At 62.1% G+C, this 21,899-nt stretch carries 19 protein-coding genes; 11 read left to right on the forward strand and 8 right to left on the reverse strand.

What is annotated here, in order from left to right:
* Positions 1-230 precede the first annotated feature (230 nt).
* The 3 genes from CRO46_RS12385 to CRO46_RS12395 form a co-directional block, all read right to left on the reverse strand.
* Complete coding sequence (locus CRO46_RS12385; protein WP_097108079.1) at positions 231-986, reverse strand: SDR family NAD(P)-dependent oxidoreductase; 756 nt, start codon at positions 984-986, stop codon at positions 231-233.
* On the reverse strand, positions 983-2,149 hold the full coding sequence (locus CRO46_RS12390) for an acetyl-CoA acetyltransferase (protein WP_097108080.1): 1,167 nt from the start codon (positions 2,147-2,149) through the stop codon (positions 983-985). The genes CRO46_RS12385 and CRO46_RS12390 overlap by 4 nt, the downstream gene beginning before the upstream one ends.
* 174 nt (positions 2,150-2,323) lie before the next feature.
* Positions 2,324-2,932 (reverse strand): glutathione S-transferase family protein, encoded by a 609-nt coding sequence (locus CRO46_RS12395; RefSeq protein ID WP_097108081.1) that lies wholly within the window; start codon positions 2,930-2,932, stop codon positions 2,324-2,326.
* A gap of 162 nt (positions 2,933-3,094) precedes the next feature.
* Here CRO46_RS12395 and CRO46_RS19850 point away from each other — a divergent pair, with 162 nt between their 5' ends.
* The 6 genes from CRO46_RS19850 to betA all read left to right on the forward strand — a co-directional run bounded on the left by CRO46_RS19850 (position 3,095) and on the right by betA (position 9,822).
* Positions 3,095-3,478, forward strand: a complete 384-nt coding sequence (locus CRO46_RS19850) for a hypothetical protein (RefSeq protein ID WP_143439029.1) — start codon at positions 3,095-3,097, stop codon at positions 3,476-3,478.
* Between the two features lie 65 nt (positions 3,479-3,543).
* Positions 3,544-4,236, forward strand: coding sequence for a L,D-transpeptidase (locus CRO46_RS12405; RefSeq protein WP_097108083.1), 693 nt, complete (start codon positions 3,544-3,546; stop codon positions 4,234-4,236).
* 260 nt (positions 4,237-4,496) lie between these two features.
* Complete coding sequence (gene betI / locus CRO46_RS12410; RefSeq protein WP_097108267.1) at positions 4,497-5,090, forward strand: transcriptional regulator BetI; 594 nt, start codon at positions 4,497-4,499, stop codon at positions 5,088-5,090.
* The gene (gene betC, locus CRO46_RS12415) at positions 5,087-6,631 is read left to right on the forward strand and encodes a choline-sulfatase (RefSeq protein WP_097108084.1); all 1,545 of its coding nucleotides are present in this window, start codon (positions 5,087-5,089) and stop codon (positions 6,629-6,631) included. The genes betI and betC overlap by 4 nt, the downstream gene beginning before the upstream one ends.
* A gap of 29 nt (positions 6,632-6,660) precedes the next feature.
* Positions 6,661-8,124: a betaine-aldehyde dehydrogenase gene (betB, locus tag CRO46_RS12420; protein ID WP_097108085.1), complete on the forward strand. Its 1,464-nt coding sequence runs from the start codon at positions 6,661-6,663 to the stop codon at positions 8,122-8,124.
* Positions 8,125-8,145: 21 nt separating this feature from the next.
* On the forward strand, positions 8,146-9,822 hold the full coding sequence (gene betA / locus CRO46_RS12425; RefSeq protein WP_097108268.1) for a choline dehydrogenase: 1,677 nt from the start codon (positions 8,146-8,148) through the stop codon (positions 9,820-9,822).
* Positions 9,823-9,902: 80 nt separating this feature from the next.
* Here betA and cysQ read toward each other — a convergent pair whose 3' ends face one another.
* Entirely contained in the window at positions 9,903-10,724 is an 822-nt protein-coding gene (gene cysQ, locus CRO46_RS12430) for a 3'(2'),5'-bisphosphate nucleotidase CysQ (RefSeq protein WP_097108086.1), read from the reverse strand.
* A gap of 226 nt (positions 10,725-10,950) precedes the next feature.
* Here cysQ and CRO46_RS12435 point away from each other — a divergent pair, with 226 nt between their 5' ends.
* The 3 genes from CRO46_RS12435 to cysN are packed head-to-tail and all read left to right on the forward strand — an operon-like array spanning position 10,951 to position 14,227.
* On the forward strand, positions 10,951-11,787 hold the full coding sequence (locus tag CRO46_RS12435; protein ID WP_097108087.1) for a phosphoadenylyl-sulfate reductase: 837 nt from the start codon (positions 10,951-10,953) through the stop codon (positions 11,785-11,787).
* 20 nt (positions 11,788-11,807) lie between these two features.
* Entirely contained in the window at positions 11,808-12,740 is a 933-nt protein-coding gene (gene cysD, locus CRO46_RS12440; RefSeq protein WP_097108088.1) for a sulfate adenylyltransferase subunit CysD, read from the forward strand.
* Positions 12,740-14,227 carry a sulfate adenylyltransferase subunit CysN gene (gene cysN, locus CRO46_RS12445; protein WP_097108089.1) on the forward strand — a complete coding sequence of 496 codons (1,488 nt, stop codon included), beginning with the start codon at positions 12,740-12,742 and terminating at the stop codon, positions 14,225-14,227. The genes cysD and cysN overlap by 1 nt, the downstream gene beginning before the upstream one ends.
* A 148-nt stretch (positions 14,228-14,375) precedes the next feature.
* Here cysN and CRO46_RS12450 read toward each other — a convergent pair whose 3' ends face one another.
* Positions 14,376-16,562: a PAS domain-containing sensor histidine kinase gene (locus CRO46_RS12450; RefSeq protein ID WP_179759045.1), complete on the reverse strand. Its 2,187-nt coding sequence runs from the start codon at positions 16,560-16,562 to the stop codon at positions 14,376-14,378.
* Positions 16,563-16,810: 248 nt separating this feature from the next.
* Between CRO46_RS12450 and sthA the strand changes: the two genes are divergently transcribed.
* Positions 16,811-18,205: a Si-specific NAD(P)(+) transhydrogenase gene (gene sthA / locus CRO46_RS12455; protein WP_097108091.1), complete on the forward strand. Its 1,395-nt coding sequence runs from the start codon at positions 16,811-16,813 to the stop codon at positions 18,203-18,205.
* A gap of 67 nt (positions 18,206-18,272) precedes the next feature.
* Here the strand turns inward: sthA and CRO46_RS12460 are convergent, their stop codons facing one another.
* From CRO46_RS12460 to CRO46_RS12470, 3 genes are read right to left on the reverse strand one after another with little or no spacing between them, the layout of a single operon-like run.
* Complete coding sequence (locus CRO46_RS12460) at positions 18,273-18,701, reverse strand: Fur family transcriptional regulator (RefSeq protein ID WP_097108092.1); 429 nt, start codon at positions 18,699-18,701, stop codon at positions 18,273-18,275.
* Entirely contained in the window at positions 18,698-19,543 is an 846-nt protein-coding gene (locus CRO46_RS12465; RefSeq protein ID WP_097108093.1) for a metal ABC transporter permease, read from the reverse strand. The genes CRO46_RS12460 and CRO46_RS12465 overlap by 4 nt, the downstream gene beginning before the upstream one ends.
* A complete protein-coding gene (locus CRO46_RS12470) occupies positions 19,533-20,426 on the reverse strand; it encodes an ATP-binding cassette domain-containing protein (RefSeq protein WP_097108094.1) in 894 nt (297 codons plus the stop codon). The genes CRO46_RS12465 and CRO46_RS12470 overlap by 11 nt, the downstream gene beginning before the upstream one ends.
* Before the next feature lie 103 nt (positions 20,427-20,529).
* On the opposite strand from CRO46_RS12470, the gene CRO46_RS12475 reads away from it, so the two are divergent.
* Positions 20,530-21,690, forward strand: coding sequence for a zinc ABC transporter substrate-binding protein (locus CRO46_RS12475; RefSeq protein WP_097108095.1), 1,161 nt, complete (start codon positions 20,530-20,532; stop codon positions 21,688-21,690).
* Positions 21,691-21,899: the final 209 nt, after the last annotated feature.

Raw genomic sequence — 21,899 nt, forward strand, 5'->3', positions numbered from 1 at the left:
TTGACTTGTTTACCGTAACATCCGGAATTTCTGTAAAACTTCACATGAGACTGAAACTTTATGGATATCAGCTGCTTATGCTCAGTTGACTCGAGTGGCGGCGCCATCCGTTCGCAGATTTTGCTCCGGATGGTAAACAGCTTTCACCAGACAGCGCGCTTTTGCAGGTGCTGTGTTCCCCTGGATGAGCCGCAGCTGCGCTTCCGCGCGACAGCGGCGAGCTTAATGGCCTATCGCCCGGCCGTCACTCCTGATGCGGAAAAGCCGCCATCGACGGTGAGCACGTGACCATTGATATAGCTCGACTGCGGCGAGAGCAGGAACAGGATGGCATCGGCGATTTCACCGGGTTGGCCGTAGCGGCGCAGCGGGATCTGTGCGGTCCAGCGCTTGCGGTCCTCGACCGTGTGCAGCCCCGCGATCAGCGGGGTGTCGACAGGGCCGGGCGCCACGACGTTGACCCGGACACCGCTTGCGCCCCACTCGTTGGCGAGCACCTGGCTCATCAGGATGACGCCGGCCTTGGAGGCGCCATAGGCCACGCGGCCTGCATTGGCCCTTATGCCGGAGGCGGAGGAGAGATTGACGATCGAAAGCGTATCGCCCATCTGCTCGAGACAGGCGCGGCAGGTGATGAAGCTGCCGGTCAGATTGACGTCGAGGATCTGGCGGAAGATCTCGGCGCTGGTTCTTTCCGCCGGTATATCACGCGCGATTCCGGCGCAATTGACGAGACCTGTTACCGGGCCGAACGCGTCGACGGCTTGGCCCAGACACTCCGCGACCTCGTCCTCGTCGGTGACATCACAGCAAAGCGCCAGCACGTCCTCACCTTCCAGCCGTTCCTCGGCACGGGCGACTGCTTTGGCGCTGGCATCGAGAATGGTCACGGTGGCGCCCTGGTCGATCAGCGCCAGCACCGTCACCTCGCCGATGCCGGATCCGCCGCCGGTGACGACAACGTGACCGGCGGCAGCGGCATTCACCGAATGCGCTCGAGGATGGAGACGTAATTGGCCACTGCCGCACCGCCCATGTTGAAGATGCCGCCGAGTTTCGGGTCCTTGACCTGAATGCCGCCGGCTTCACCGGTCAGCTGCATGGCCGAGAGCGCGTGCATCGATACGCCGGTAGCGCCAATCGGGTGCCCCTTTGCCTTGAGGCCGCCAGAGGGGTTGACCGGCAGGCGGCCGTCCTTCTGGGTCTCTCCGCTCAAGGCAACGGCCGCGCCCTGCCCCGGCTTGGCCAGCCCCATGGCTTCGTACTCGATCAGTTCGGCGATGGTGAAGCAGTCGTGGGTCTCGACAAAGGACAGGTCGTTAAGCGAGGTTCTGGAACTGGCGAATGCCCGCTTCCAACCCTCGGCGCAGCCTTCGAAGGCGAGGATGTCGCGCTTGGACATCGGCAGGAAATCCTGCACGTGTTCGGCCGCGCGGAACAGGACGGCACGCGGCGCCTGCATGGCGGTGGTGACGTCCGAAAGCACGACCGCCGCCGCGCCATCGGAGACGAGCGAACAATCGGTGCGCTTGAGCGGTCCTGCCACGAACGGGTTCTTGTCGCTCTCCGTGCGGCAGAATTCGTAGCCGAGATCCTTGCGCATCTGCGCCCAGGGGTTTTCGACGCCGTTCTTGTGGTTCTTGGCGGCAATGGCGGCGAGACCATCCGACTGGTCGCCGTATTTCTGGAAATAGCTGTCGGCAATCTTGCCGAAGACGCCGGCGAAGCCGGCAGGCGTGTCGCCATCCTCGGGGAGGTAGGAAGCCTTGAGCAGGTTGGCGCCAATCTGCGGACCGGGCGTCGTAGTCATCTGCTCGACGCCGACCACCAGCACGCGGCGGGCACTACCTGCGCGAATGGCCTTGATACCCTGGTGCACCGCGGCCGAGCCGGTGGCGCAGGCGTTTTCAACCCGTGTGGTCGGCTTGAAGCGGAAGCCGTCATCGGCCTGCAGCACCAGGCTGGCGGTGAAATCCTGTGCCGAAAACCCGGCATTGAAGTGGCCGAGATAGATCTCGTCGATATCGTGGGCTTCCAGCCCTGCATGTTCGAGCGCCTCGCGGGCCACTCTCGTGACCAGGCTTTCGACGGTTTCTTCGCTGTGTCTGCCAAAGGGCGTATGGGCCCAGCCAATGATGCAGGCGGTCATATGATCTTTCTCCTGGGGACGCTTAAATGTGTTGCCGCGCATTTTGAGCCCGCCGACGGCTTTGTAAAGGGCAGAATAGGTCGCATGTGGTGAAGCAGGCCGTGAAGCAGACCAATCCGGGCCAATAGTCACCGTTAACAGGATCATTGCAAACCCGGACGAACGCTGCCGGGCTCAGGCTTTCACAGCGGCCTGATCGAACTCCGCGGCTGCCTGAGCCGACGGAAGCGCCTGGCAACGCGCAATCCAGTCCCGGACGAGTTCAACATCGGGAGTGGCATGCTGAGCCCAGACAAAAGGCGATACCAGCAGCAGATCGGCTGCGGAAAAGCTGTCGCCGAGCAGAAACGGCGTCTTTTTCAATTGTGCGGTCAACCGCGCCACAACCTCGGGCATTCCGCGAAACGTCACCTGGCAAATCGGATGGCTGAGCTCGGCCGCCTGCAGGACGATGACCGGCTCGACCACATTGCCGTACCAGGCCAGCCAGCTGAGATAGCTGCCACGGTCGGGCTCTCCCACGGAACGACCCAATCCCGCAGCGGGAAACATGTCTGTCAGATAAAGCATGATGGCGTTTGATTCCCAGATCTCGACACCATCGTGCACCAGCAACGGCACCTTGCCTTCGGGATGCGGGTTTTCGGGATCGGCACCGCCGGAGCCGTCATTGCGGGCCACATCCACAATCCGGATGTCCACCTGATCTAGAATGCCAAGCTCCATGACCAAGCGAATGATGCGGGACGAGCGAGAGTACGGGGCATGATAAAGGGTCAGCATGGATGGTCTCCTGGACTGGTTGTTGAGGACGCAGGCGGGGTAGCATCAGCATGCTGCCAGTTTCCGTCAGCATTGCGCTGAAACGATGCACCAATCTGATCCCCGCGCATCCGGGCGCAATGAAAGCCGCGCGCTCACCACTTGTTGATCGGGACAAACCAATTGAAACTGGTTTTGGCCACATTTCGAAGTATCAAAGCCATTATGTCTACTCGCCGCCTGCTGTTTCTGTGTCTTCTTGCCGTCAGCCTCGGATTTTCGGGGCCGCTGACGCGCGTCCTGTCATCGCAGGCAGCTGCCGTCCCCCAGACGATGGCTGTTTCCGTCGCCATTGCGGCAACCGACATGAAAACCAGTGCAACACCTTCCAAGCGATGCCAGCGCAGCGTTTCCGTCGGCTCGAACTGCCATATCGATTTCGGGGCCGCGGTATCTGTAGCGCAGCCGACCCATGCCGTGGCGGTTTCCGCTCTCGAGATCCGGAATTTGCAGGCCGTTTCCACGCCTCCGGCCACCCGGGTCTTCCGGCCTCCAAGGGTGGGTTGAACAGCGAACCAGAACCGTCGCCCGAGCGACAGTTCCCGTCATACCAGCACCCAAGGCCCAAAATCATGATTACCAGACGCCTGTTTCTGAGCTCAGCCACACTGGCTGTGCTGTCGGGCTGCTCTTCCATCGGCAGCCGCACACAAACTCTCCCCGCACCGGCCATCCAGCCGGAACCAGAAGTCATGCCAGCATTCTATGGCGCTATTGTCGATGAACCTTACCCGATCGAGGCCGTGCCGCGCGGCGTGGTGGCAGAGCGGTTCTGGCGGCAACAGGTGCCCAATCCCTACCCCGGCGAGGCAGCCGGAACGATTATCGTCGATCCAAGCGCGTTCTATCTGCACCTCGTCGAAAACAGCCAGACGGCGATGCGCTACGGCATCGGTGTGGGCCGGCAGGGCTTCTCCTGGTCGGGCGATGCCAAGGTGCAATACAAACGCAAATGGCCGCGCTGGAAGGCGCCCGACGACATGGTGGCGCGCAATCCGGAGCTCGCGCCCTATTCGGTTGCCAATGGCGGGATGGATCCCGGGCCGCTCAATCCGCTGGGCGCGCGGGCACTGTACCTGTTCCAGAACGGGGAAGACACGCTCTACCGGATCCACGGCAATCCCGAAGCCGACTCGATCGGCCGTGCGGTGTCATCGGGCTGCATAAGGTTGCTCAACCACGACATCATCGATCTTCATGACCGTGTCCAGAACGGCGCCAAGGTCATCGTCAAGCCGTCGGCTATGCCGGCGATGCTGAGCTGAAGCATCGCGATCTCGGCTTTGTGCCGAACCAGACTGCAATCCCAGTCTCCCCCTGCCGAACGCATTAAAGGCCGCGCGTCACCCTATCCCGCGCGGCCTTTGCGCGCGCTCAAACCTCTGTCGCATCGATCGGCACAGCAAAGGGCCGCCATGTCACCTGAAGAGACTTCGCTCATTTTTTGTTGATTGATGGATCAATCAAAACTAGATTGACGGTCACACCCGAAAACAAGCCCTCAAAGGGCGCCAAGAGAGGCCGGATGCCCAAAATCGGCATGGAAACCATACGTCGCAAGGCGCTGACCAACGCGGCCATTGAAGCAATCGGCGCGCGCGGATCGATGGGGGTGACGATGTCTGACATCGCCGGCCGGGCTGGCGTCTCACCGGCGTTGGCGCACCACTATTTCGGATCGAAAGATCAGCTGATTACGGCTTCGGTGCGCGCCTTGCTCGGCGATCTGCGGACAGACGCTGTGAATGCCCTTAGGGCAGCCCGCAGCCATCGCGGCCGGGTGTCGGCGATCATTGCCGTGAGCTTTTCCGAAAAACAGTTCTCCGAAGACGTGGTTGCGGCCTGGCTTGCGTTTTATGTCGACGCCCAGCGTGCATCCGGCATCAGGCGGTTGCTGTCGGTCTACGCGCGGCGGCTGCATTCCAACCTGATGAGCGGCCTCACGCCTCTCGCCGGCGCCTACGACGCCGAGCGCATTGCCGAAGGCGCTGCGGCGATGATCGATGGTCTCTACATCCGCAAGGCGCTCGGCACCGGACCGGCCCGGCATGATGCCGTGGCACTGGTCGAGGATCATATTGAAACGCAACTGCTCGAGATCCGGGGGAGACCCTTATGAGCGAAGGCCAGGCAGCGGCGCGGCAGCCCAATATTCTCATCCTTATGGTCGATCAGCTTAACGGCACCCTGTTTCCCGATGGACCGGCTGAGTTTCTGCACGCGCCGAACCTGAAGCAGCTTGCCGCACGCTCGGTCAGGTTTTCGAACAACTACACCGCTTCCCCGCTCTGCGCGCCGGGCCGCGCGTCGTTCATGTCGGGCCAGTTGCCAAGGCGCACCCGCGTCTATGACAATGCGGCGGAATTCGCCTCCGACATTCCCACCTATGCGCACCACTTGCGGCGTGCAGGCTACTACACCTGCCTGTCAGGCAAGATGCATTTTGTCGGGCCGGACCAGATGCACGGTTTCGAGGAACGGCTGACCACCGACATCTACCCGGCCGATTTCGGCTGGACGCCGGACTACCGCAAACCCGGCGAGCGGATCGACTGGTGGTACCACAATCTCGGCTCCGTCACCGGTGCCGGCGTGGCCGAAACCTCCAACCAGATGGAATATGACGATGAAGTCGCGTTCTTCGCCACGCAGAAGCTGCACCAGCTGTCGCGGTTGAGCGACAACCTCGACGCGCGGCCCTGGGCGTTGACTGTCTCCTTCACCCATCCGCACGACCCTTACGTGGCGCGGAAGAAATACTGGGACCTTTACGAGGGCTGTGCCGAGCTGACGCCACGGGTGCCGCCGATTCCCTATGCCGACATGGATCAGCATTCGCAACGGCTCTACAAGGCCAATGACAGCGAGCGGTTCGAGATAACCGATGAGAATGTCCGGCGGTCGCGGCAGGCCTATTTCGCCAACATCTCCTATCTCGACGACAAGATCGGCGGAATACTGGCAACCCTCGAGGCGACGCGGATGGCTGACAACACCATCGTGGTGTTCTGCTCCGACCATGGCGACATGCTGGGCGAGCGCGGCATGTGGTTCAAGATGAGCTTTTTCGAAGGCTCGGCCCGGGTACCGCTGATGATCGCCGTACCCGGAGCGGACGGCCGCCTCGTCGTCGCGCCGACCTCCAATCTCGACATAACCCCGACGCTTGCCGAGCTTGCCGGCGTATCGCTGAACGAAGTGGCGCCCTGGACGGATGGCGAAAGCCTGAGCCGCCTCATGGCCGGGGATGAGCGCAGCTCGCCGGTGCTGATGGAATATGCGGCGGAAGGCTCGGAAGCGCCGCTGGTGGCGATCCGCGACGGGCGCTACAAGTTCATCCATTGCGAACTCGATGCGCCGCAGCTTTTCGATCTGGACGCCGATCCCGACGAGCTGACCAACCTCGCCGCCGATCCCGCCCATGCCGACCGGGTGACAGGCTACATGACCGAGGTCCGGTCCAGATGGGACATGGCGCGCTACGACGCCGAAGTGCGCGAAAGCCAGGCGCGGCGCTGGGTGGTCTATGAGGCGCTGCGCAACGGCAACTATTACCCATGGGACTTCCAACCGCTGCAGAAGGCGTCCGAGCGCTACATGCGCAATCACATGGACCTCAACATCCTCGAAGATTCACAACGGTTCCCGCGCGGCGAATAGCCCGGATCCGGCACTCACGGAGAGAGACAATGAATGCACAACCCAAAGCCTCCCATCACATCGGCGGCACCTATGTCGAGGATGATGCCGGTGCGGTGATCGAAAGCGTTTACCCGGCAACGGGCGAGCTCAATGCACGGCTCCATTCAGCGACGCCGGCGATCGTCGAGCAAGCCGTCCAGGCAGCGAGAGCAGCGCAGCCGGCCTGGGCTACGCTGAAGGGTGTGGAGCGCGGCCGTATCCTGCTACGCACCGCGCAGCTGCTGCGCGAGCGCAACGAGGAGCTCTCCCGGATCGAGACGCTCGATACGGGAAAGGCGATCCAGGAGACGCTGGTGGCAGACGCAGCATCGGCCGCCGATGCGCTTGAGTATTTCGGTGGCCTGGCCGGTGCGATCACCGGCGAGCATGTCGATCTGGGGGGCGATTTCGTCTACACCCGGCGCGAAGCGCTCGGCGTCTGTGCCGGCATCGGTGCCTGGAACTACCCGATCCAGATCGCCGCGTGGAAATCCGCACCGGCGCTCGCCTGTGGCAATGCATTCATCTTCAAACCGTCGGAAATGACGCCGCTGACGGCGCTGCTTCTGGCCGAGGCTTTCAAGGATGCCGGCCTGCCCGACGGTATCTTCGGCGTCGTGCAGGGCTATGGTGATGTCGGTGCCGCACTCGCCAGCCACCCGGATATTGCCAAGGTGTCGCTCACAGGCTCGGTGCCGACCGGCGCCAAGGTGCTCGGTGCAGCCGCCGAGACCATCAAGTCCGTCACCATGGAACTTGGTGGCAAATCGCCGATCCTGGTGTTTGACGATGCGGATCTGGAAAGCGCCATCGGTGGCGCGATGCTGGGCAATTTCTACTCGACCGGGCAGATCTGCTCGAACGGCACCCGCGTGTTCGTGCAGCGCGGTGTCTACGACGCTTTCCTCGAGCGGCTGAAGATCCGCACCGAGGCGATCCGGCTTGGCGATCCGCTCGATCCCGACACCCATCTGGGGCCGATGGTCTCAATGGCGCAGCGGGACAAGGTTCTGGGCTACATCGAAGCGGGCAAGCGTGAAGGTGGCCGACTTGTCACCGGCGGCGGCGTTCCGGAAATGCAGGGCTTCGAAAACGGCGCGTGGATCCAGCCGACCGTCTTTGCCGACGTCAGCGACGAGATGACGATAGCGCGCGAGGAAATCTTCGGTCCGGTGATGAGCGTGCTGGTGTTTGACGACGAAGCCGAAGCACTGCGCCGTGCCAACGCGACCGAATTCGGCCTGGCTGCGGGCGTGTTTACCGCCGATCTGAGCCGCGCGCACCGCGTTGTCTCACAGCTCGAGGCCGGCACGACCTGGATCAACACCTACAATCTGACACCGGTGGAAGCCCCCTTCGGCGGCGTCAAGCAATCGGGCATCGGGCGCGAAAACTCCCGCGCCGCGATCGAGTACTACACCCAGCTCAAAAGCGTCTACGTGGCCACCGGGCCTGTCGACAGCCCGTACTGAGGACGATGACACATGAGTGAAATGCAAGCAGATTTCGTCATCGTCGGCGCAGGTTCGGCGGGGGCTGCCATGGCCTCGCGACTGAGTGAGGATGGCAAGCATTCGGTCATCGTCATCGAACATGGCGGCTCGGATTTCGGACCCTTCATCCAGATGCCCGCTGCCCTGTCCTACCCGATGAACATGGGGATCTACGACTGGGGCTACACCACCGAGCCGGAGCCGAACCTGGGCAACCGGCGGCTGGCCGCCCCGCGCGGCAAGGTGATCGGCGGCTCCTCCTCGATCAACGGCATGGTGTTCGTGCGCGGCCATGCCGAGGATTTCAATCACTGGGCCGAGCAGGGCGCGCAGGGATGGTCCTTCGCCGATGTGCTGCCCTATTTCAAGCGCATGGAAACCTCGCACCAGAATGGCGGCATTGGCGGGGAAGACGGCTGGCGCGGCACCGACGGTCCGCTGCATGTCCGGCGCGGGCCAGCGGTCAATCCGCTGTTCACGGCCTTCATCGAGGCCGGCCGTCAATCCGGTTACGGTGTCACCGACGATTACAACGGTTCGCGCCAGGAAGGCTTCGGCCTGATGGAGCAGACCATCCACAAGGGGCAGCGCTGGTCGACGGCAGAGGCCTATCTCAAGCCCGCGCTCAAACGCAAGAATGTGAGTCTTGTCAGGGGCCTGGCGCGGCGTGTTACGATTGAGAATCACCGGGCGACCGGGGTTGAAATCGAAGCTCACGGATCGATTCAAAGCGTTCAAGCACGGCGTGAAGTGATCATCGCGGCCTCGGCCTTCAACTCACCCAAGCTCTTGATGCTGTCGGGCATCGGCCCGGCTCGGCATCTGGCCGAGCACGGCATCGAGGTGGTGGCCGACCGGTCCGGTGTCGGAGCCAATCTGCAAGACCATCTCGAGGTCTATATCCAGCAGGAATGCATCCAGCCGATCACGCTGTATTCGAAGCTCAACCTGTTCTCCAAAGCCATTATCGGAGCGCAGTGGCTGTTCCTGCGGCAGGGGCTCGGTACCTCGAACCAGTTCGAGGCGGCGGGTTTTGTCCGGTCTGCGGCAGGTGTCCCCTACCCCGACATCCAGTTCCATTTCCTGCCCGGCGCGATCCGGTATGACGGCAAGGCGGCCGCTCCTATGCACGGGTTCCAGGCCCATGTCGGGCCGATGCGCTCGCCTTCGCGCGGCGCGGTGAGCTTGCGTTCAGGAGAGGCCAAGGACGCCCCGGTGATCCGCTTCAACTACATGAGCCACGAGGAAGACTGGCGCGATTTCCGCCGTGCCGTGCGGATTACCCGCGAGGTGTTTTCGCAACCGGCGTTCGATCCCTACCGTGGCATGGAGATCCAGCCGGGCGGCGATGTGCAGAGCGACGACGAGATCGACGGCTTCATCCGCGAACACGCGGAAAGCGCTTATCACCCCTGCGGCACCTGCCGGATGGGGCGGGCCGACGATCCCAGTGCGGTGGTCGATCCGGAAACAAGGGTCATCGGCGTCGACGGCCTGCGTGTCGCCGACAGCTCGATCTTCCCGCGGGTGACCAATGGCAATCTCAACGGCCCCTCGATCATGACCGGCGAGAAGGCCGCAGACCACATTCTCGGCCGCACCCCGCTGGCGCCAAGCAATTTGGAGCCGTGGATGAACCCGGACTGGGAAACGACCGACCGTTTGAAACAGGACTGAAGACACACAACTGCGAAGGCCCGGTATCGGGCCTTTGGCCATTTCAGGGGGATATGGTCAGGCCCGAGGCGGGTGAGGTATCAGGCGTCGGGCGCGCTGCCCCAGCCGACGAAGCGCGAACAGCCGAAGTCCGAGCCTTCCACACCATAAAGCAACGGCGTTCCCTCGAGAGTCAGGGTCATGCCGCCGGCTGCACGCAAGACAGCGTCTCCGGCTGCAATGTCCCATTGCTTGAGGCAGACCATGCGGGGATAGACATCCGCGCGGCCCTCGGCCAGCAGGCAGAATTTCAGCGATGACCCGACACTGGCGGTTTCGTGTTCCGGCAGACGCTCGAGCCAGGCTGCTGTTTCCGGCTCCCGGTGGGTCACGCTGATCAGTGCCACGGGCGTTTTCGGGCGCTGCCTCGTACGGATTGGCTTCTGATGCACGATCTCGCCCTCCGGCGTCACATCGGCGACCTGGGCTTGCCCTGTCACTCCGCTCCAGATCTTACCAAGCGCCGGTGCATAGACAACACCCGTCACCGGCGTCTGACCACGGATCAGGGCGATGTTGACCGTGAACTCGTTGCGGCCGGCGATAAAGTCTCCGGTGCCGTCCAGCGCATCGACGAGAAAGAACATGTCCCTGGCATGGCTGGGGCAGCGCCCGGCTTCCGCCAGCTCTTCGGCGACCACCGGAATGCCAGGAAACTCCGTGGTCAGAAAATCGAGAATCAGCGTTTCAGCCCGCCGGTCGGCCTGGGTCACAGGGGTGCAGTCGGATTTGACGATCACCTGTGCACCCTCGGCGCGGACTGCCAGTATTTCCTTGCCAGCGGCGATGGCGACCGATTCAAGCGCTTCGATCAAGGACCGGGCTGAACCGGCGGAAGGATCATCAAAGTCAAACGCGCCCATGACAGGGCTCCGTGGTACTGGTTACTGGTCTGAACTGGCGTGACATGTTTGCCGATCCTGGTCAATGCGGAGACGGCTGTATCATCGGTGTGATTTGGGCAGATTTTGCGGCAAGCCGCGCGAAATGCGGAACAGGCTGCCTGAACTGTGCCGACAAAAAGACATTGATACCTCGTTTTAATGTGCACACGCGTCAAAAATTGAGACTTCAATTGGAGCCGCTATCATGACCCTGCACCAGACATCCCATGCGATCAGCCAAGCCGAGGAATTTGGGCCGGAGCTTGCCGCCAGGCTCAATGCAGAGCTCGCGGCGATGGCGCTGCCGGGCCGGATCCTGCGCATCGCCGCGCTCGGCCGGGCGGTGTTTACGTCCTCGCTCGGGCTCGAGGATCAGGTGCTCACCTCGATTATCGCCGCAACCAATGCCGATATGCGAATCGTCACGCTCGATACCGGGCGGCTGTTTGCCGAGACGGAAACGCTGATCGGTGACACCGAGGCGCAGTACGGCCTGACGATCGAAGTGTTCAAACCCTGGAAAGACGAGGTCGAAGGATTTGTCGCGCTGTACGGCATGAACGGGTTCTATGACAGCGTCGAGGCGCGGCACGCCTGTTGCCATGCGCGCAAACTGCAGCCGCTGGGCCGCGCGCTGGCAGAGGCCGACATCTGGGTTACCGGCCTGCGCCGCGGCCAGTCCGGCAACCGCGCCAACGCACCGCTGGCCGAGTGGGATACCGACCGCAGCCTGTTGAAAATCAATCCGCTGGCTGACCAGTCACTGGAAGCGCTGCAGGCGCGCGCCAAGGCCGATGACGTGCCGGTCAACCCGCTGCATGCCAGGGGCTTTCCGTCCATCGGCTGCGAGCCCTGCACCCGCGCCATCAAGCCGGGCGAGCCTGAGCGTGCCGGACGCTGGTGGTGGGAACAGGACGAGCGCCGCGAATGCGGGCTTCACCTGTCGGCATCGGTCTCGGGATCGCGTGCCCAGTCTCAGGGGCGTTCCCGGGTCCGGTCCAGGACTCACGGTCAGCCCAAAGTCACAGCCTCCACCACCTGATTTCTTGCAAGGACACTTTTATGAACGTGATTGAACACGGGCGCGGCAAGCCGCCGCTCGACCCGCATCTCAAGGCGCTTGAAAACGAAGCGATCCACATTTTTCGTGAGGTTGCGGCCGAATTCGAGCGTCCGGTGATGCTCTATTCCATCGGCAAGGACTCATCGGTGCTGCTGCACCTCGCGCTGAAGGCGTTTCATCCGGGCAAGCTGCCGTTTCCGCTGATCCACATCGACACCGGCTGGAAATTTCCCGAAATGATCGCGTTTCGCGATCAGGTGGTGGCGAAACACGGGCTGGAGCTGATCTCGCACACCAACCCTGACGGGTTGCGCGACAACGTTACTCCGTTCACCCATGGCTCGGCGCGCTACACCGACATCATGAAGACCCAGGCGTTGAAGCAGGCGCTCGACATGGGCCGCCACGACGCAGCCTTCGGCGGCGCACGGCGCGACGAGGAGGCGTCGCGGGCCAAGGAGCGGATCTACTCGTTCCGCACACCCGATCATGCCTGGGATCCGCGCAACCAGCGGCCCGAACTCTGGTCGATCTACAATGGCATGATTCATCCCGGCGAAAGCGTGCGCGCCTTTCCGCTGTCAAACTGGACCGAGGTTGATATCTGGCGCTACATCCAGGCCGAGCAGATCGAGCTGGTGCCGCTCTACTTCGCCAAACGCCGCAAGGTTGTCGAACGCGACGGCATGCTGATCTGGGCAGAGGACAAGCGGCTCGAACTTCTTCCCGGCGAACAGGTGCGCGAGGAAATGGTGCGGTTCCGCACACTGGGTTGTTTCCCGCTGACCGGTGCCGTGCGGTCTGAAGCAACGGATCTGGACGAGGTGATCGCCGAACTGGAGATCGCCACAGTCTCGGAACGGCAAGGCCGGGCAATTGATCGCGACCAGTCCGGATCGATGGAAAAGAAAAAACGCGAAGGCTATTTCTGATGAGTTCTCAAACACTTTCGCACGCTGCCCAATCCATTGATTCCAGTGACGAGACACCGCTTGCCGGTGCACAAGCAGCATTGGCTGGGCGCCAGGCGCGGCCGCTCAGGTTCATCACCTGCGGCTCGGTCGACGATGGCAAATCGACGCTGATCGGCCGTTTGCTGTGGGACACCAAGGCGGTCAAGGAAGACCAGGCCGCAACACTCAGGCGCGATTCCACCGGCAAGCAGAACGAACTCGGATTGCCGGATTTTGCACTGCTGCTCGACGGGCTGCAGGCCGAGCGCGAACAAGGCATCACCATCGATGTCGCCTACCGCTATTTTGCCACCGACCGGCGCTCCTTCATCGTTGCCGACACGCCCGGCCATGTGCAGTATACCCGCAACATGGCGACCGGCGCCTCGACCGCGGATCTGGCGGTGCTGCTCGTCGATGCCCGCGCAGGCATTCTCGAACAGACACGGCGGCATGCGACGATTGCGGCGCTGATGGGCATCCGGCAATTCGTGCTGGCGGTCAACAAGATCGACCTGGCAGACTACGAGGAGGCGCGGTTCCGGGCAATTTCGCGGGAATTCAGGGAAATCGCGCTGTCGCTCGGCGTTCGTCAGGTCACCGCCATTCCGGTCTCAGCGCTGAAAGGTGAGAACATCGTGTTGCGCGGCGACGGAGCGATGCCCTGGTATGACGGCCCGACGCTGGTCGAGGTGCTGGAGAAAGCCACCCAACGCACCGGCCAGACAACCGGGTTCCGGTTGCCAGTGCAGCGGGTCTCGCGGCCCGGCGAAGGGTTTCGCGGCTATCAGGGCACCGTTGCCGGCGGCTCGATCAAGCCTGGCGACAGTGTCGTCGTGCTGCCTTCCGGGGTCGAGGCCAACGTCAAGGCCATCGTGACCTATGATCTGGTGCGCAACGCGGCAGTGACCGGCGACGCCATCACGCTGGTCCTCGACCGTCCGGTGGACGTGGCGCGCGGCGACATGATCGCGGCGATCGATCAGCGGCCGCAGACCGGACGCGCCTTCAATGCCCGCTTGGTGGCGCTGTCGCCGGATGGCATCGTGCCGGGCAAGCGCTACTGGCTGAAAGCCGGCGCACGGCGTCAGCGGGTGATGGTCAGGCCGACCGCGTCGCTCAATCTTACATCCGGAAACTGGGACGACGCCACCTTCCTGTCGGTCAACGGCATTGGCACGGCCGAGCTCGATTTCGAGGACACGGCGATCTTCGATGCCTATGAGACCAACCGCGAAACCGGCGCCTTCATCCTGATCGATCCGGAAACGCTGAACACGGTTGCCGGAGGCATGATCGACGGAAAACGCTCGAGAGCAGGCTGTTTCGACGCTCTGCCTGATGCCGACCGCGCCAGCATCACCCTGCCCGCACGGCTTCTGGAAGCTTTTCTGAAGACCGAATTTGCCCGCTCGCATGCAGGCGAGATCCGGGTGAACGGGCCTGAACAGGTGGACGAGGAGTAGGATCCGCTCCACGGCGGCTTGGGCAGAGGTCGTCGTGGGCGACATCGCCCAGCGGAGACAAAACCGGTCCGGTTTCAACGGTCGGACCGGTTGAGACCGCTGCACTTGCCTTGTTGAGCCGGCGGCGTCCTGTCGGGGTTGTCAGGCTTCAGCCCTCGCCACGGGCCTTGATCAGTTCTGCGGCAGCGGCGGTCAGCGCGACTTCTTCCATAGGGGCCGTGAGTTGCCATTGAACACCTTCCGGCGCGTAATCCAGTTCCACCGCACCACCGACGGAAAGTGCGGCCATGCGTTCGATCACTGTGCGCCCGAAGCCGCTGTGCTCAGGCGTGCTCACCGGCGGGCCGCCCGCCTCTTTCCAGCGGATGGTGAAGGACTTGCCATTCCCGGTGGTGGACCAGTCAATGAAGACGGTTCCGCCGGTTACCGAGAGCGAGCCGTATTTCATCGCGTTGGTCGACAACTCGTGCAAAGCCATGCCGATACCCTGTGCTGCCGTCGGGGTCAGGGTCACGTCGGGTCCATTGAGCCTGATGCCGTTGGCCTGCAGCCCCTCGCCCAGATGCCGAAGCTGGGACTTAACCAGATCCCTGACGCCGACACCGCCCCAGTTGCCCTGAACGATCAGATCCTGCGATCCCGACAGGGAATAGAGGCGCTTGGAAAACCGGTCGATGAAATCCTCCGGCGGGCTTGACCGCGCTGTCTGTCGCGCCATGGACAGAACCACTGTGAGCAGGTTCTTGGAGCGGTGATTGACCTCGCGCATCAGGTAACGAATATGCTCGTCATAGCGCTGCCGCTCGGACAGATCATAGAAGTTGCAGACAACGCCGTAACGCCCGTCGGGCATCGTTATGCGGTCGATTTTCCAATCGTAGGATTCGACTTCCTCCAAGTCATGGCGGCGTTCGATTGTGGAGGGCGAATGATAGGATTCTCCGGTCGCAAGGGTGTGTCTGAACAGGTCGACCACTTCACGGGCAAAAGGCTCGGGCCAGATGATCCTCAACGCCTCGCCGAAATCGCGTCCAATCAGGGGCCGGACATTTTCAAACACCTTCTGAGCCCCGCTGGAGACATGGGCGAGGCGGAAATCCGCATCCACCGTGTAGATACCGAAGGGTGACCCCGCGACAAGGTTCTTGAAAGTATCGTGAGACGTTTCCAGAGCCGCGATCATGGCCTTGCGGTCAGAAATATCGATGCCTGAGGGGATCAGGTTGATGACTTCACCATCTGAATCGAACAGCGGTGCGAGCTGAAAATCGATCCACAGCAACTGTCCGCCGGCTACCTGGACCTGGATATCGTAGCGCAGAACCTCGCCGGCCCGGGCACGCGCGCAGGATTGGCGCAAGCGGTTCTGGGTTTCCGGCGCGTAGTTCCACCAATAGCAATCCCAGAATTTTTTGCCCAAAACGTCATTGGCCTCGATGCCGGCAGCTTCCAGCGGCGCACGGTTGGCTTCCACCAGCGTGCCGTCGGGCTCGAGCACACCAACGAACGAGAAGAGGTTGTCGAGAACGCTGCGCAGCCTCTGTTCCGCCAGGCGCTCTTCGGTCACGTCGCGATGCACCGTGGACACGCCGATCACGTCGCCGGTGGCTGACAGGATCGGCGCTGCGGTGACCGCTATGGTGCGCAGCTCGCCGGATCGTGTCTGACGGACCACGTCAAAATGGGAGATCTCGCTCTTGACGATCTCGGCGATGTAATCGCTTGCAGCCTGGGGCCAGTCGGAAGGATAGAGCATCTCGATGGACTGGCCGAGCATGCCGCCGCGCTGATAGCCGTAGAGCTTTTCGGCAGCGGCATTCCAGCTGGTGATCCGTCCCTGAAGGTCAAAGGCGATCACTGCATCGGGCATGGTGGCGACGATGGCCGAGAGGTTCCGGGTGTTCTGCTCGGCATCGTTGAGGTCTAGCCTGGCGCGCTCCAGCGTGGTCACATTGCGATGGGTGATGAGGATGTAGCGTTCGCGCTCCAGCACCAGCGGCGTCGTCACCAGTTCGAACCAGCGCTGCTGGGTGTCGGAATGGCAGGGATACTGGATCCGGAAGTCTGCGCCACTGGCCAGCGTCTCGGTAATACCGGCCTCGACCTGCCCGGCCAGGCGGTCGCCCTGCTCCGCGCTTTTGCGGCAGATTCCGAGATAGTTGGTGCCGACATAATGGCGCTCCGGATCGCCGCCATTCTCGATCGCGAATTGCCGCCAGGTGGTGTTGACACAAATGATGGTCCCGTCCTGCGACAAGACAGCTATGCCGTCGCGCATGGCATCGATCAGTGGCTGCAACGCGGGTGCATCAGACAGCATAACCCGCTCGCTCATTCTGTAATCACCCCGGAAACCCTTCTCAACTCGAGCCATGCGACGAAAGTTATAGGATCATGGTCGTCTTGACCACCGGTCGGAGAGGCCGAACGCACCGATTGGGTGGAGCAAACGAGGGATGCTCGAGTGTCGGTTTCCTGTGCGGCCCCGAATTTTCTGCCGCAGCGCAGCAAGGTTTCATTAGACAGTTCGTGCTCAAACTAATCAAAGCTCTCGTCAACTCCGGATCCGGACGCCTCTTTCCCATGGAACACTACAACTTCATCGTTATCGGCAGCGGTCCGGCCGGCCGGCGCGCGGCGATCCAGGCCGCCAAACTCGGCAAGAAGGTTCTGGTGGTGGAGCGCGGCTGCCGGGTTGGCGGCGTCTCTGTTCACACCGGCACCATTCCGTCCAAGACCCTGCGCGAGACGGCGCTGAACCTTTCGGGCTGGCGCGAACGCGGATTTTACGGCCGCTCCTACCGGGTCAAGCAGGATCTGACCGCGCAAGACCTGCGTGCGCGGCTCGACATGACGCTGAACCACGAGATCGAGGTGCTGGAGCACCAGTTCGCCCGCAACCAGGTCACCACGCTGAGGGGAGATGCACGGTTCAAGGACAGGAACACCATCGAGGTCGAGGGCGAACAGGGCGAGAGCTTCGAATTCTCCGCGGATTCCATTCTGCTGGCCGTCGGCACCGTTCCCTTCCGCCCCGACTATGTGCCGTTCGACGACAAACAGATTTTCGACAGTGACGGGATCCTGACGCTCGACCACCTGCCGCGCTCGCTCACGGTCATCGGCGCCGGGGTGATCGGCATCGAATACGCCACGATCTTCAGCTCGCTCGACGTCCATGTAACGCTGATCGAGCCGCGCGAGACGATGCTCGACTTCATTGATCAGGAGCTGATCGGCGACTTCACGCACCAGCTCAAGGACCGCGGCATGGTGCTGCGTTTCGGCAAGAAGGCCGAGAAAATCAGCAAGCTGGACAACGGCATGTGCGAGATCCAGATGGAGGGCGGCAGGCACATCCGCTCGGAAATGGTGCTGTTTGCCGCCGGACGAATGGGCGCCACATCGAGTCTGAACCTGGAGGCTTGCGGTCTTGAAAGCGATGCCCGCGGCCGAATCCGGGTCGATCCGACCACCTTTGCCACCGACGTGCCGGGCATCTATGCTGCCGGTGACGTCATCGGGTTTCCGAGCCTGGCCTCGACCTCGATGGAACAGGGCCGGATTGCCGCCTGCCATGCACTCGGCATGCGGGCGCATGAACCGCCGAAATTCTTCCCCTACGGCATCTATTCGGTACCGGAAATATCGACCGTCGGCATGACCGAGGAAGAAGTCATGGAACGCGGCATTGCCTATGAATGCGGCGTCGCCCGGTTCCGGGAAACCTCGCGTGGCCACATCATGGGCCTGAACACCGGGATGCTGAAGATGATCTTCTCGCTCAAGACGCGACGGCTGCTGGGGTGCCACATCGTCGGCGAAGGCGCGACCGAGCTGATCCATATCGGCCAGGCGGTGCTCAACCTCAAAGGCACGCTCGAATATTTCGTCGAGAACACCTTCAACTATCCCACGCTTGCGGAAGCCTACAAGATTGCCGCACTGGACGCCTGGAACCGGATGCCGGTGGAATAAAGGTCCGCTGCTCCACCATCGCTGGCATCAGCGATGTGCCAATGGGGGAGCGTGCGCGTAAACAGGTTTACGCCTGGCTGCAGGCCGCACAGAGGCCGCGCAGTTCCACCACCGCGCGCTTGACGCTGAAGCCGTCCTTGCCGGCCAGTTCGCGTATGCGCTCTTCCAAGGGCTCGTCCGAGATCTCGGCAACCTTGCCGCAGGTCTCGCAGATGGCGAAGGCGATGGTCTCGTGGCTGTCGCAGCCCGGATGCGAACAGGCGACAAATGCGTTGAGGCTTTCAAGCCGGTGCACCATGCCGGTCTCGACCAGCTTGTCGAGCGCGCGGTAGACCTGCAGCGGCGCGCGAAAACCGTCATCGCGCAGCTGGTCCAGGATGGTGTAGGCCGAAAGCGGCCCCTCGGCGCGGGAGAGCGCGCCAAACACCAGCGACTGGTTCTTGGTCAGTCCGGCCGGGGCGCGCCCGTGATCATGGCTGTGAGTTTCCCGTGTCATGAGGAGCTCCTTTCCGTACTGGATAGCTGTTTGCGGCCACGCGCCAGGCGCCCGATCCATCCCCCCACAGGTGACATGGCAAGCAGAAACAGCACAAGGGCTGCCACCACAATACTCGGACCAGACGGCGTGTCCCATCTGAGCGAACTCTCAAGCCCGAGCACGATTGACGCCATTCCGGCAAGTGCGGCAAAGACTGCCATCTGTTCCGGGCCTGAGGCGAAACGCCGGGCGGTGGCAGCCGGGATGATCAGCATGGCGGTGATCAGAAGCACACCGACGATCTTGATCGACATGGCGATGACGGTGGCCATCAGGATCATGAACACGAGATTGGCGCGGTCGGGATGCATGTCTTCTGCTTCCGCCAGTTCGGCGCTGACGGTGGCGGCAAACAGTGGTCGCCAGATCAGCGCCAGCACGGCGAGTACGGCGATGCCGCCGGCCCAGATAATGGCGATATCGGCCTTGGAAACAGCCAGAATGTCGCCGAACAACAGCCCCATCAGATCCATGCGGACCCAAGTCATGAACGCAAGCGCGACAAGTCCCAGAGCCAGCGCCGAGTGCGACAGCAGACCGAGCAGTGCGTCGGAGGAGAGCGTGGCGCGTTTCTGCAGCAACAGCAGCGCCAGCGCGATCATCACGGAAACGGCGAAAACGGCAAGCGTGATGTTGACCTCGAACAGAAAGGCCAGGGCCACGCCGAGCAGGGCGGCGTGGGACAGTGTGTCGCCGAAATAGGCGAGCCTGCGCCAGACGATGAAACAGCCGAGCGGCCCGGCAACGAGCGCAACACCGAGGCCCGCAACAATGGCACGCGTGAAGAAATCATCGAGCATTGTGGGCGCCCTCCCCCGGATTCGCAGAGTCCCCTGCATCAGCACCGCTCAGCGGCGCCGGATGGTGGTTACCGTGGTGGTGATCACCGTGATGATGCCCGTCATCGGGATGGCAGCTGTCGGTGATCGAGCCATCGGCATGGCGCACGGTTCCATCAGGCAGATGGGTGTGATCATGGACGTGCTCATAGACTGCCAATGCCGGATCGACCCTGTCGCCGAACATCCGGCGGTACTCCTCGCTCGAAGCGACCGCAACCGGCGTGCCTTGGCAGCAGACATGGCCATTGAGGCAGATCACACGGTCAGTCGCAGCCATCACCACATGCAGATCATGTGAAATCAGCAGCACGCCGCAACCGATATCGTCACGAATCTGCTTGATGAGATTGTAGAGCGCGATCTCGCCCGAGTAATCGACCCCTTGCACTGGCTCATCGAGCACCAGCAGATCCGGTTTGCGGGCTATGGCGCGGGCCAGCATGGCGCGCTGGAATTCGCCGCCAGAGAGATTGCGCACTTCGGAGGCCAGCAGGTGGGAGATGCCGGTGGCTTTAAGAGCCTGGTCGGCTGCTTCCTGCGATACGCCGCCGGTGAGACGCATGAAGCGCGCCACGGTCAGCGGCAAGGTCCAGTCGACCGAAAGCTTCTGCGGTACGTAGCCGACGCGCAGGCCTGCCTTGCGGTGCGCGGAACCCTCGTCCGGTTTGATGATGCCAAGCGCGATTTTGGCGGTGGTAGACTTGCCTGAGCCATTGGGTCCGATCAAGGTCACGATTTCGCCCTTGTGCATGGTCAGGTCGACCCCACGCACCAGCCAGCGCCCGCCGCGTATAGCACCGGCGCGCTCCAGCGAAATAAGAGGCGGTTCTGGTTGCAGCATTTCAATTCCTTGTAAAAAATCGGCTGTCCGATCTTGTCCGACGGTATGCCACACGTTATACAGTTACACAACATTGTAACTATATTACATTTTGGAGATCTCAATGGCTTCGCGTCGTTTTCTTACGGTCAGCACCACGCTTTCGCTGGCGCTTCTGCCACTCCTCTCCGCCCAGGCGGCGGCTGAGCCGAAGGTGGTCGCCTCGATCAAGCCGGTTCATGCGCTGGTAGCATCGGTGATGGAAGGCGTGGGCACGCCGGATCTTATCGTCGGCGGTGCCGCCTCGCCGCACGCCTATGCGCTCAAGCCAAGCCAGGCGCGGGCGCTGGAGAATGCCGACCTGATTTTCTGGATCGGGCACGAACTCGAGAGCTTTCTGGTAAAACCGGTTGAAACCATCGGATCCAAGGCCCGCGCGGTGGAACTGATCGACAGCGACGGTGTAATTCAGCTGCCCTTCCGCGAAGGCGGGTCGTTTGATGAACATGCCCATGAAGAGCATGCCGATGGCCACGATGATCATGGGGACGAAAAGCATCAAGAGCACGCCCATGACCATGAAGATCACGAAGGCCAAGTGCATGATGAGCATGCTGAGGGTCAAGGAGATCATGACGGCGAAAAACACGAAGGTCACGCTCACGGCCATGATGACCATGAAGGCGAGAAGCATGAAGAGCATGCAGACGGCCATGGCAAACACGAGGGCGAGAAGCACGAAGGTCACGCTCACGACCATGCGGGTGGCTTTGATGCCCACCTCTGGCTTGATCCACTCAACGCCAAGATATTCGTCAAAACCATCGGCGAAGCCCTGTCGGACACGGATCCCGAAAATGCATCAACCTATGCGGCCAATGTCGCCAAGACAAACCAGAAGCTCGACGCGTTGATCGAGGAGGTCAACACCAACCTCGCCCCGGTTCGCGGCAAGCAATTCATCGTCTTTCATGATGCCTACCAGTATTTCGAAAAGCGCTTCGACATGGTGGCGGCGGGCTCGATCACGGTCAATCCGGAGGTGCGCCCGAGCGCCGAACGGGTTGCCGCGATCCGCGACAAGGTCCAGAAACTCAACGCCGCCTGCGCGTTTTCAGAGCCGCAATTCGACGGCCAGTTGATCGATGTCGCGATTGAGGGTTCCGAGGCACGCACCGCCGTTCTTGATCCGCTTGGCGCAACGCTGGATGACGGGCCGGAGCTCTACTTCGACCTGATCCGCAACCTGGCCACCTCCATGCGCGACTGCCTGGCTGCCGGCTGAGGCATTGTTGCCTAAGGTCGAGCCCAACGGCCAGCCGGCCTGACCTCCGCAGCCCGACTGCGATGGCAAACAGAGCTTGCGGAACCATTGTGGATTTCGCAAGTTTGCTTTCACAGGGAACCACCCGCGTTGCCCGGACGGCTGACATCGGTTAACCGGTTGCTATCGCAGCGACGACCAGAACGGCGTCTCGACAAGCATGGATAGGA

The sequence above is a fragment of the Parahoeflea halophila genome (genome assembly GCF_900220985.1).
GTDB lineage: Bacteria > Pseudomonadota > Alphaproteobacteria > Rhizobiales > Rhizobiaceae > Hoeflea > Hoeflea halophila.

Excerpts from the sequence above, each read along its gene's own strand:
- cysN (WP_097108089.1), top strand. The coding sequence starts at position 12,740 with ATGAGTTCTCAAACACTTTCGCACGCTGCCCAATCCATTGATTCCAGT.
- CRO46_RS12450 (WP_179759045.1), bottom strand. The coding sequence starts at position 16,562 with ATGAGCGAGCGGGTTATGCTGTCTGATGCACCCGCGTTGCAGCCACTG.
- CRO46_RS12435 (WP_097108087.1), top strand. The coding sequence starts at position 10,951 with ATGACCCTGCACCAGACATCCCATGCGATCAGCCAAGCCGAGGAATTT.
- CRO46_RS12405 (WP_097108083.1), top strand. The coding sequence starts at position 3,544 with ATGATTACCAGACGCCTGTTTCTGAGCTCAGCCACACTGGCTGTGCTG.
- betB (WP_097108085.1), top strand. The coding sequence starts at position 6,661 with ATGAATGCACAACCCAAAGCCTCCCATCACATCGGCGGCACCTATGTC.
- betI (WP_097108267.1), top strand. The coding sequence starts at position 4,497 with ATGCCCAAAATCGGCATGGAAACCATACGTCGCAAGGCGCTGACCAAC.
- CRO46_RS12395 (WP_097108081.1), bottom strand. The coding sequence starts at position 2,932 with ATGCTGACCCTTTATCATGCCCCGTACTCTCGCTCGTCCCGCATCATT.
- CRO46_RS12390 (WP_097108080.1), bottom strand. The coding sequence starts at position 2,149 with ATGACCGCCTGCATCATTGGCTGGGCCCATACGCCCTTTGGCAGACAC.
- CRO46_RS12460 (WP_097108092.1), bottom strand. The coding sequence starts at position 18,701 with ATGACACGGGAAACTCACAGCCATGATCACGGGCGCGCCCCGGCCGGA.
- CRO46_RS12465 (WP_097108093.1), bottom strand. The coding sequence starts at position 19,543 with ATGCTCGATGATTTCTTCACGCGTGCCATTGTTGCGGGCCTCGGTGTT.
- betC (WP_097108084.1), top strand. The coding sequence starts at position 5,087 with ATGAGCGAAGGCCAGGCAGCGGCGCGGCAGCCCAATATTCTCATCCTT.
- cysQ (WP_097108086.1), bottom strand. The coding sequence starts at position 10,724 with ATGGGCGCGTTTGACTTTGATGATCCTTCCGCCGGTTCAGCCCGGTCC.
- cysD (WP_097108088.1), top strand. The coding sequence starts at position 11,808 with ATGAACGTGATTGAACACGGGCGCGGCAAGCCGCCGCTCGACCCGCAT.
- sthA (WP_097108091.1), top strand. The coding sequence starts at position 16,811 with ATGGAACACTACAACTTCATCGTTATCGGCAGCGGTCCGGCCGGCCGG.
- CRO46_RS12475 (WP_097108095.1), top strand. The coding sequence starts at position 20,530 with ATGGCTTCGCGTCGTTTTCTTACGGTCAGCACCACGCTTTCGCTGGCG.
- betA (WP_097108268.1), top strand. The coding sequence starts at position 8,146 with ATGCAAGCAGATTTCGTCATCGTCGGCGCAGGTTCGGCGGGGGCTGCC.
- CRO46_RS12470 (WP_097108094.1), bottom strand. The coding sequence starts at position 20,426 with ATGCTGCAACCAGAACCGCCTCTTATTTCGCTGGAGCGCGCCGGTGCT.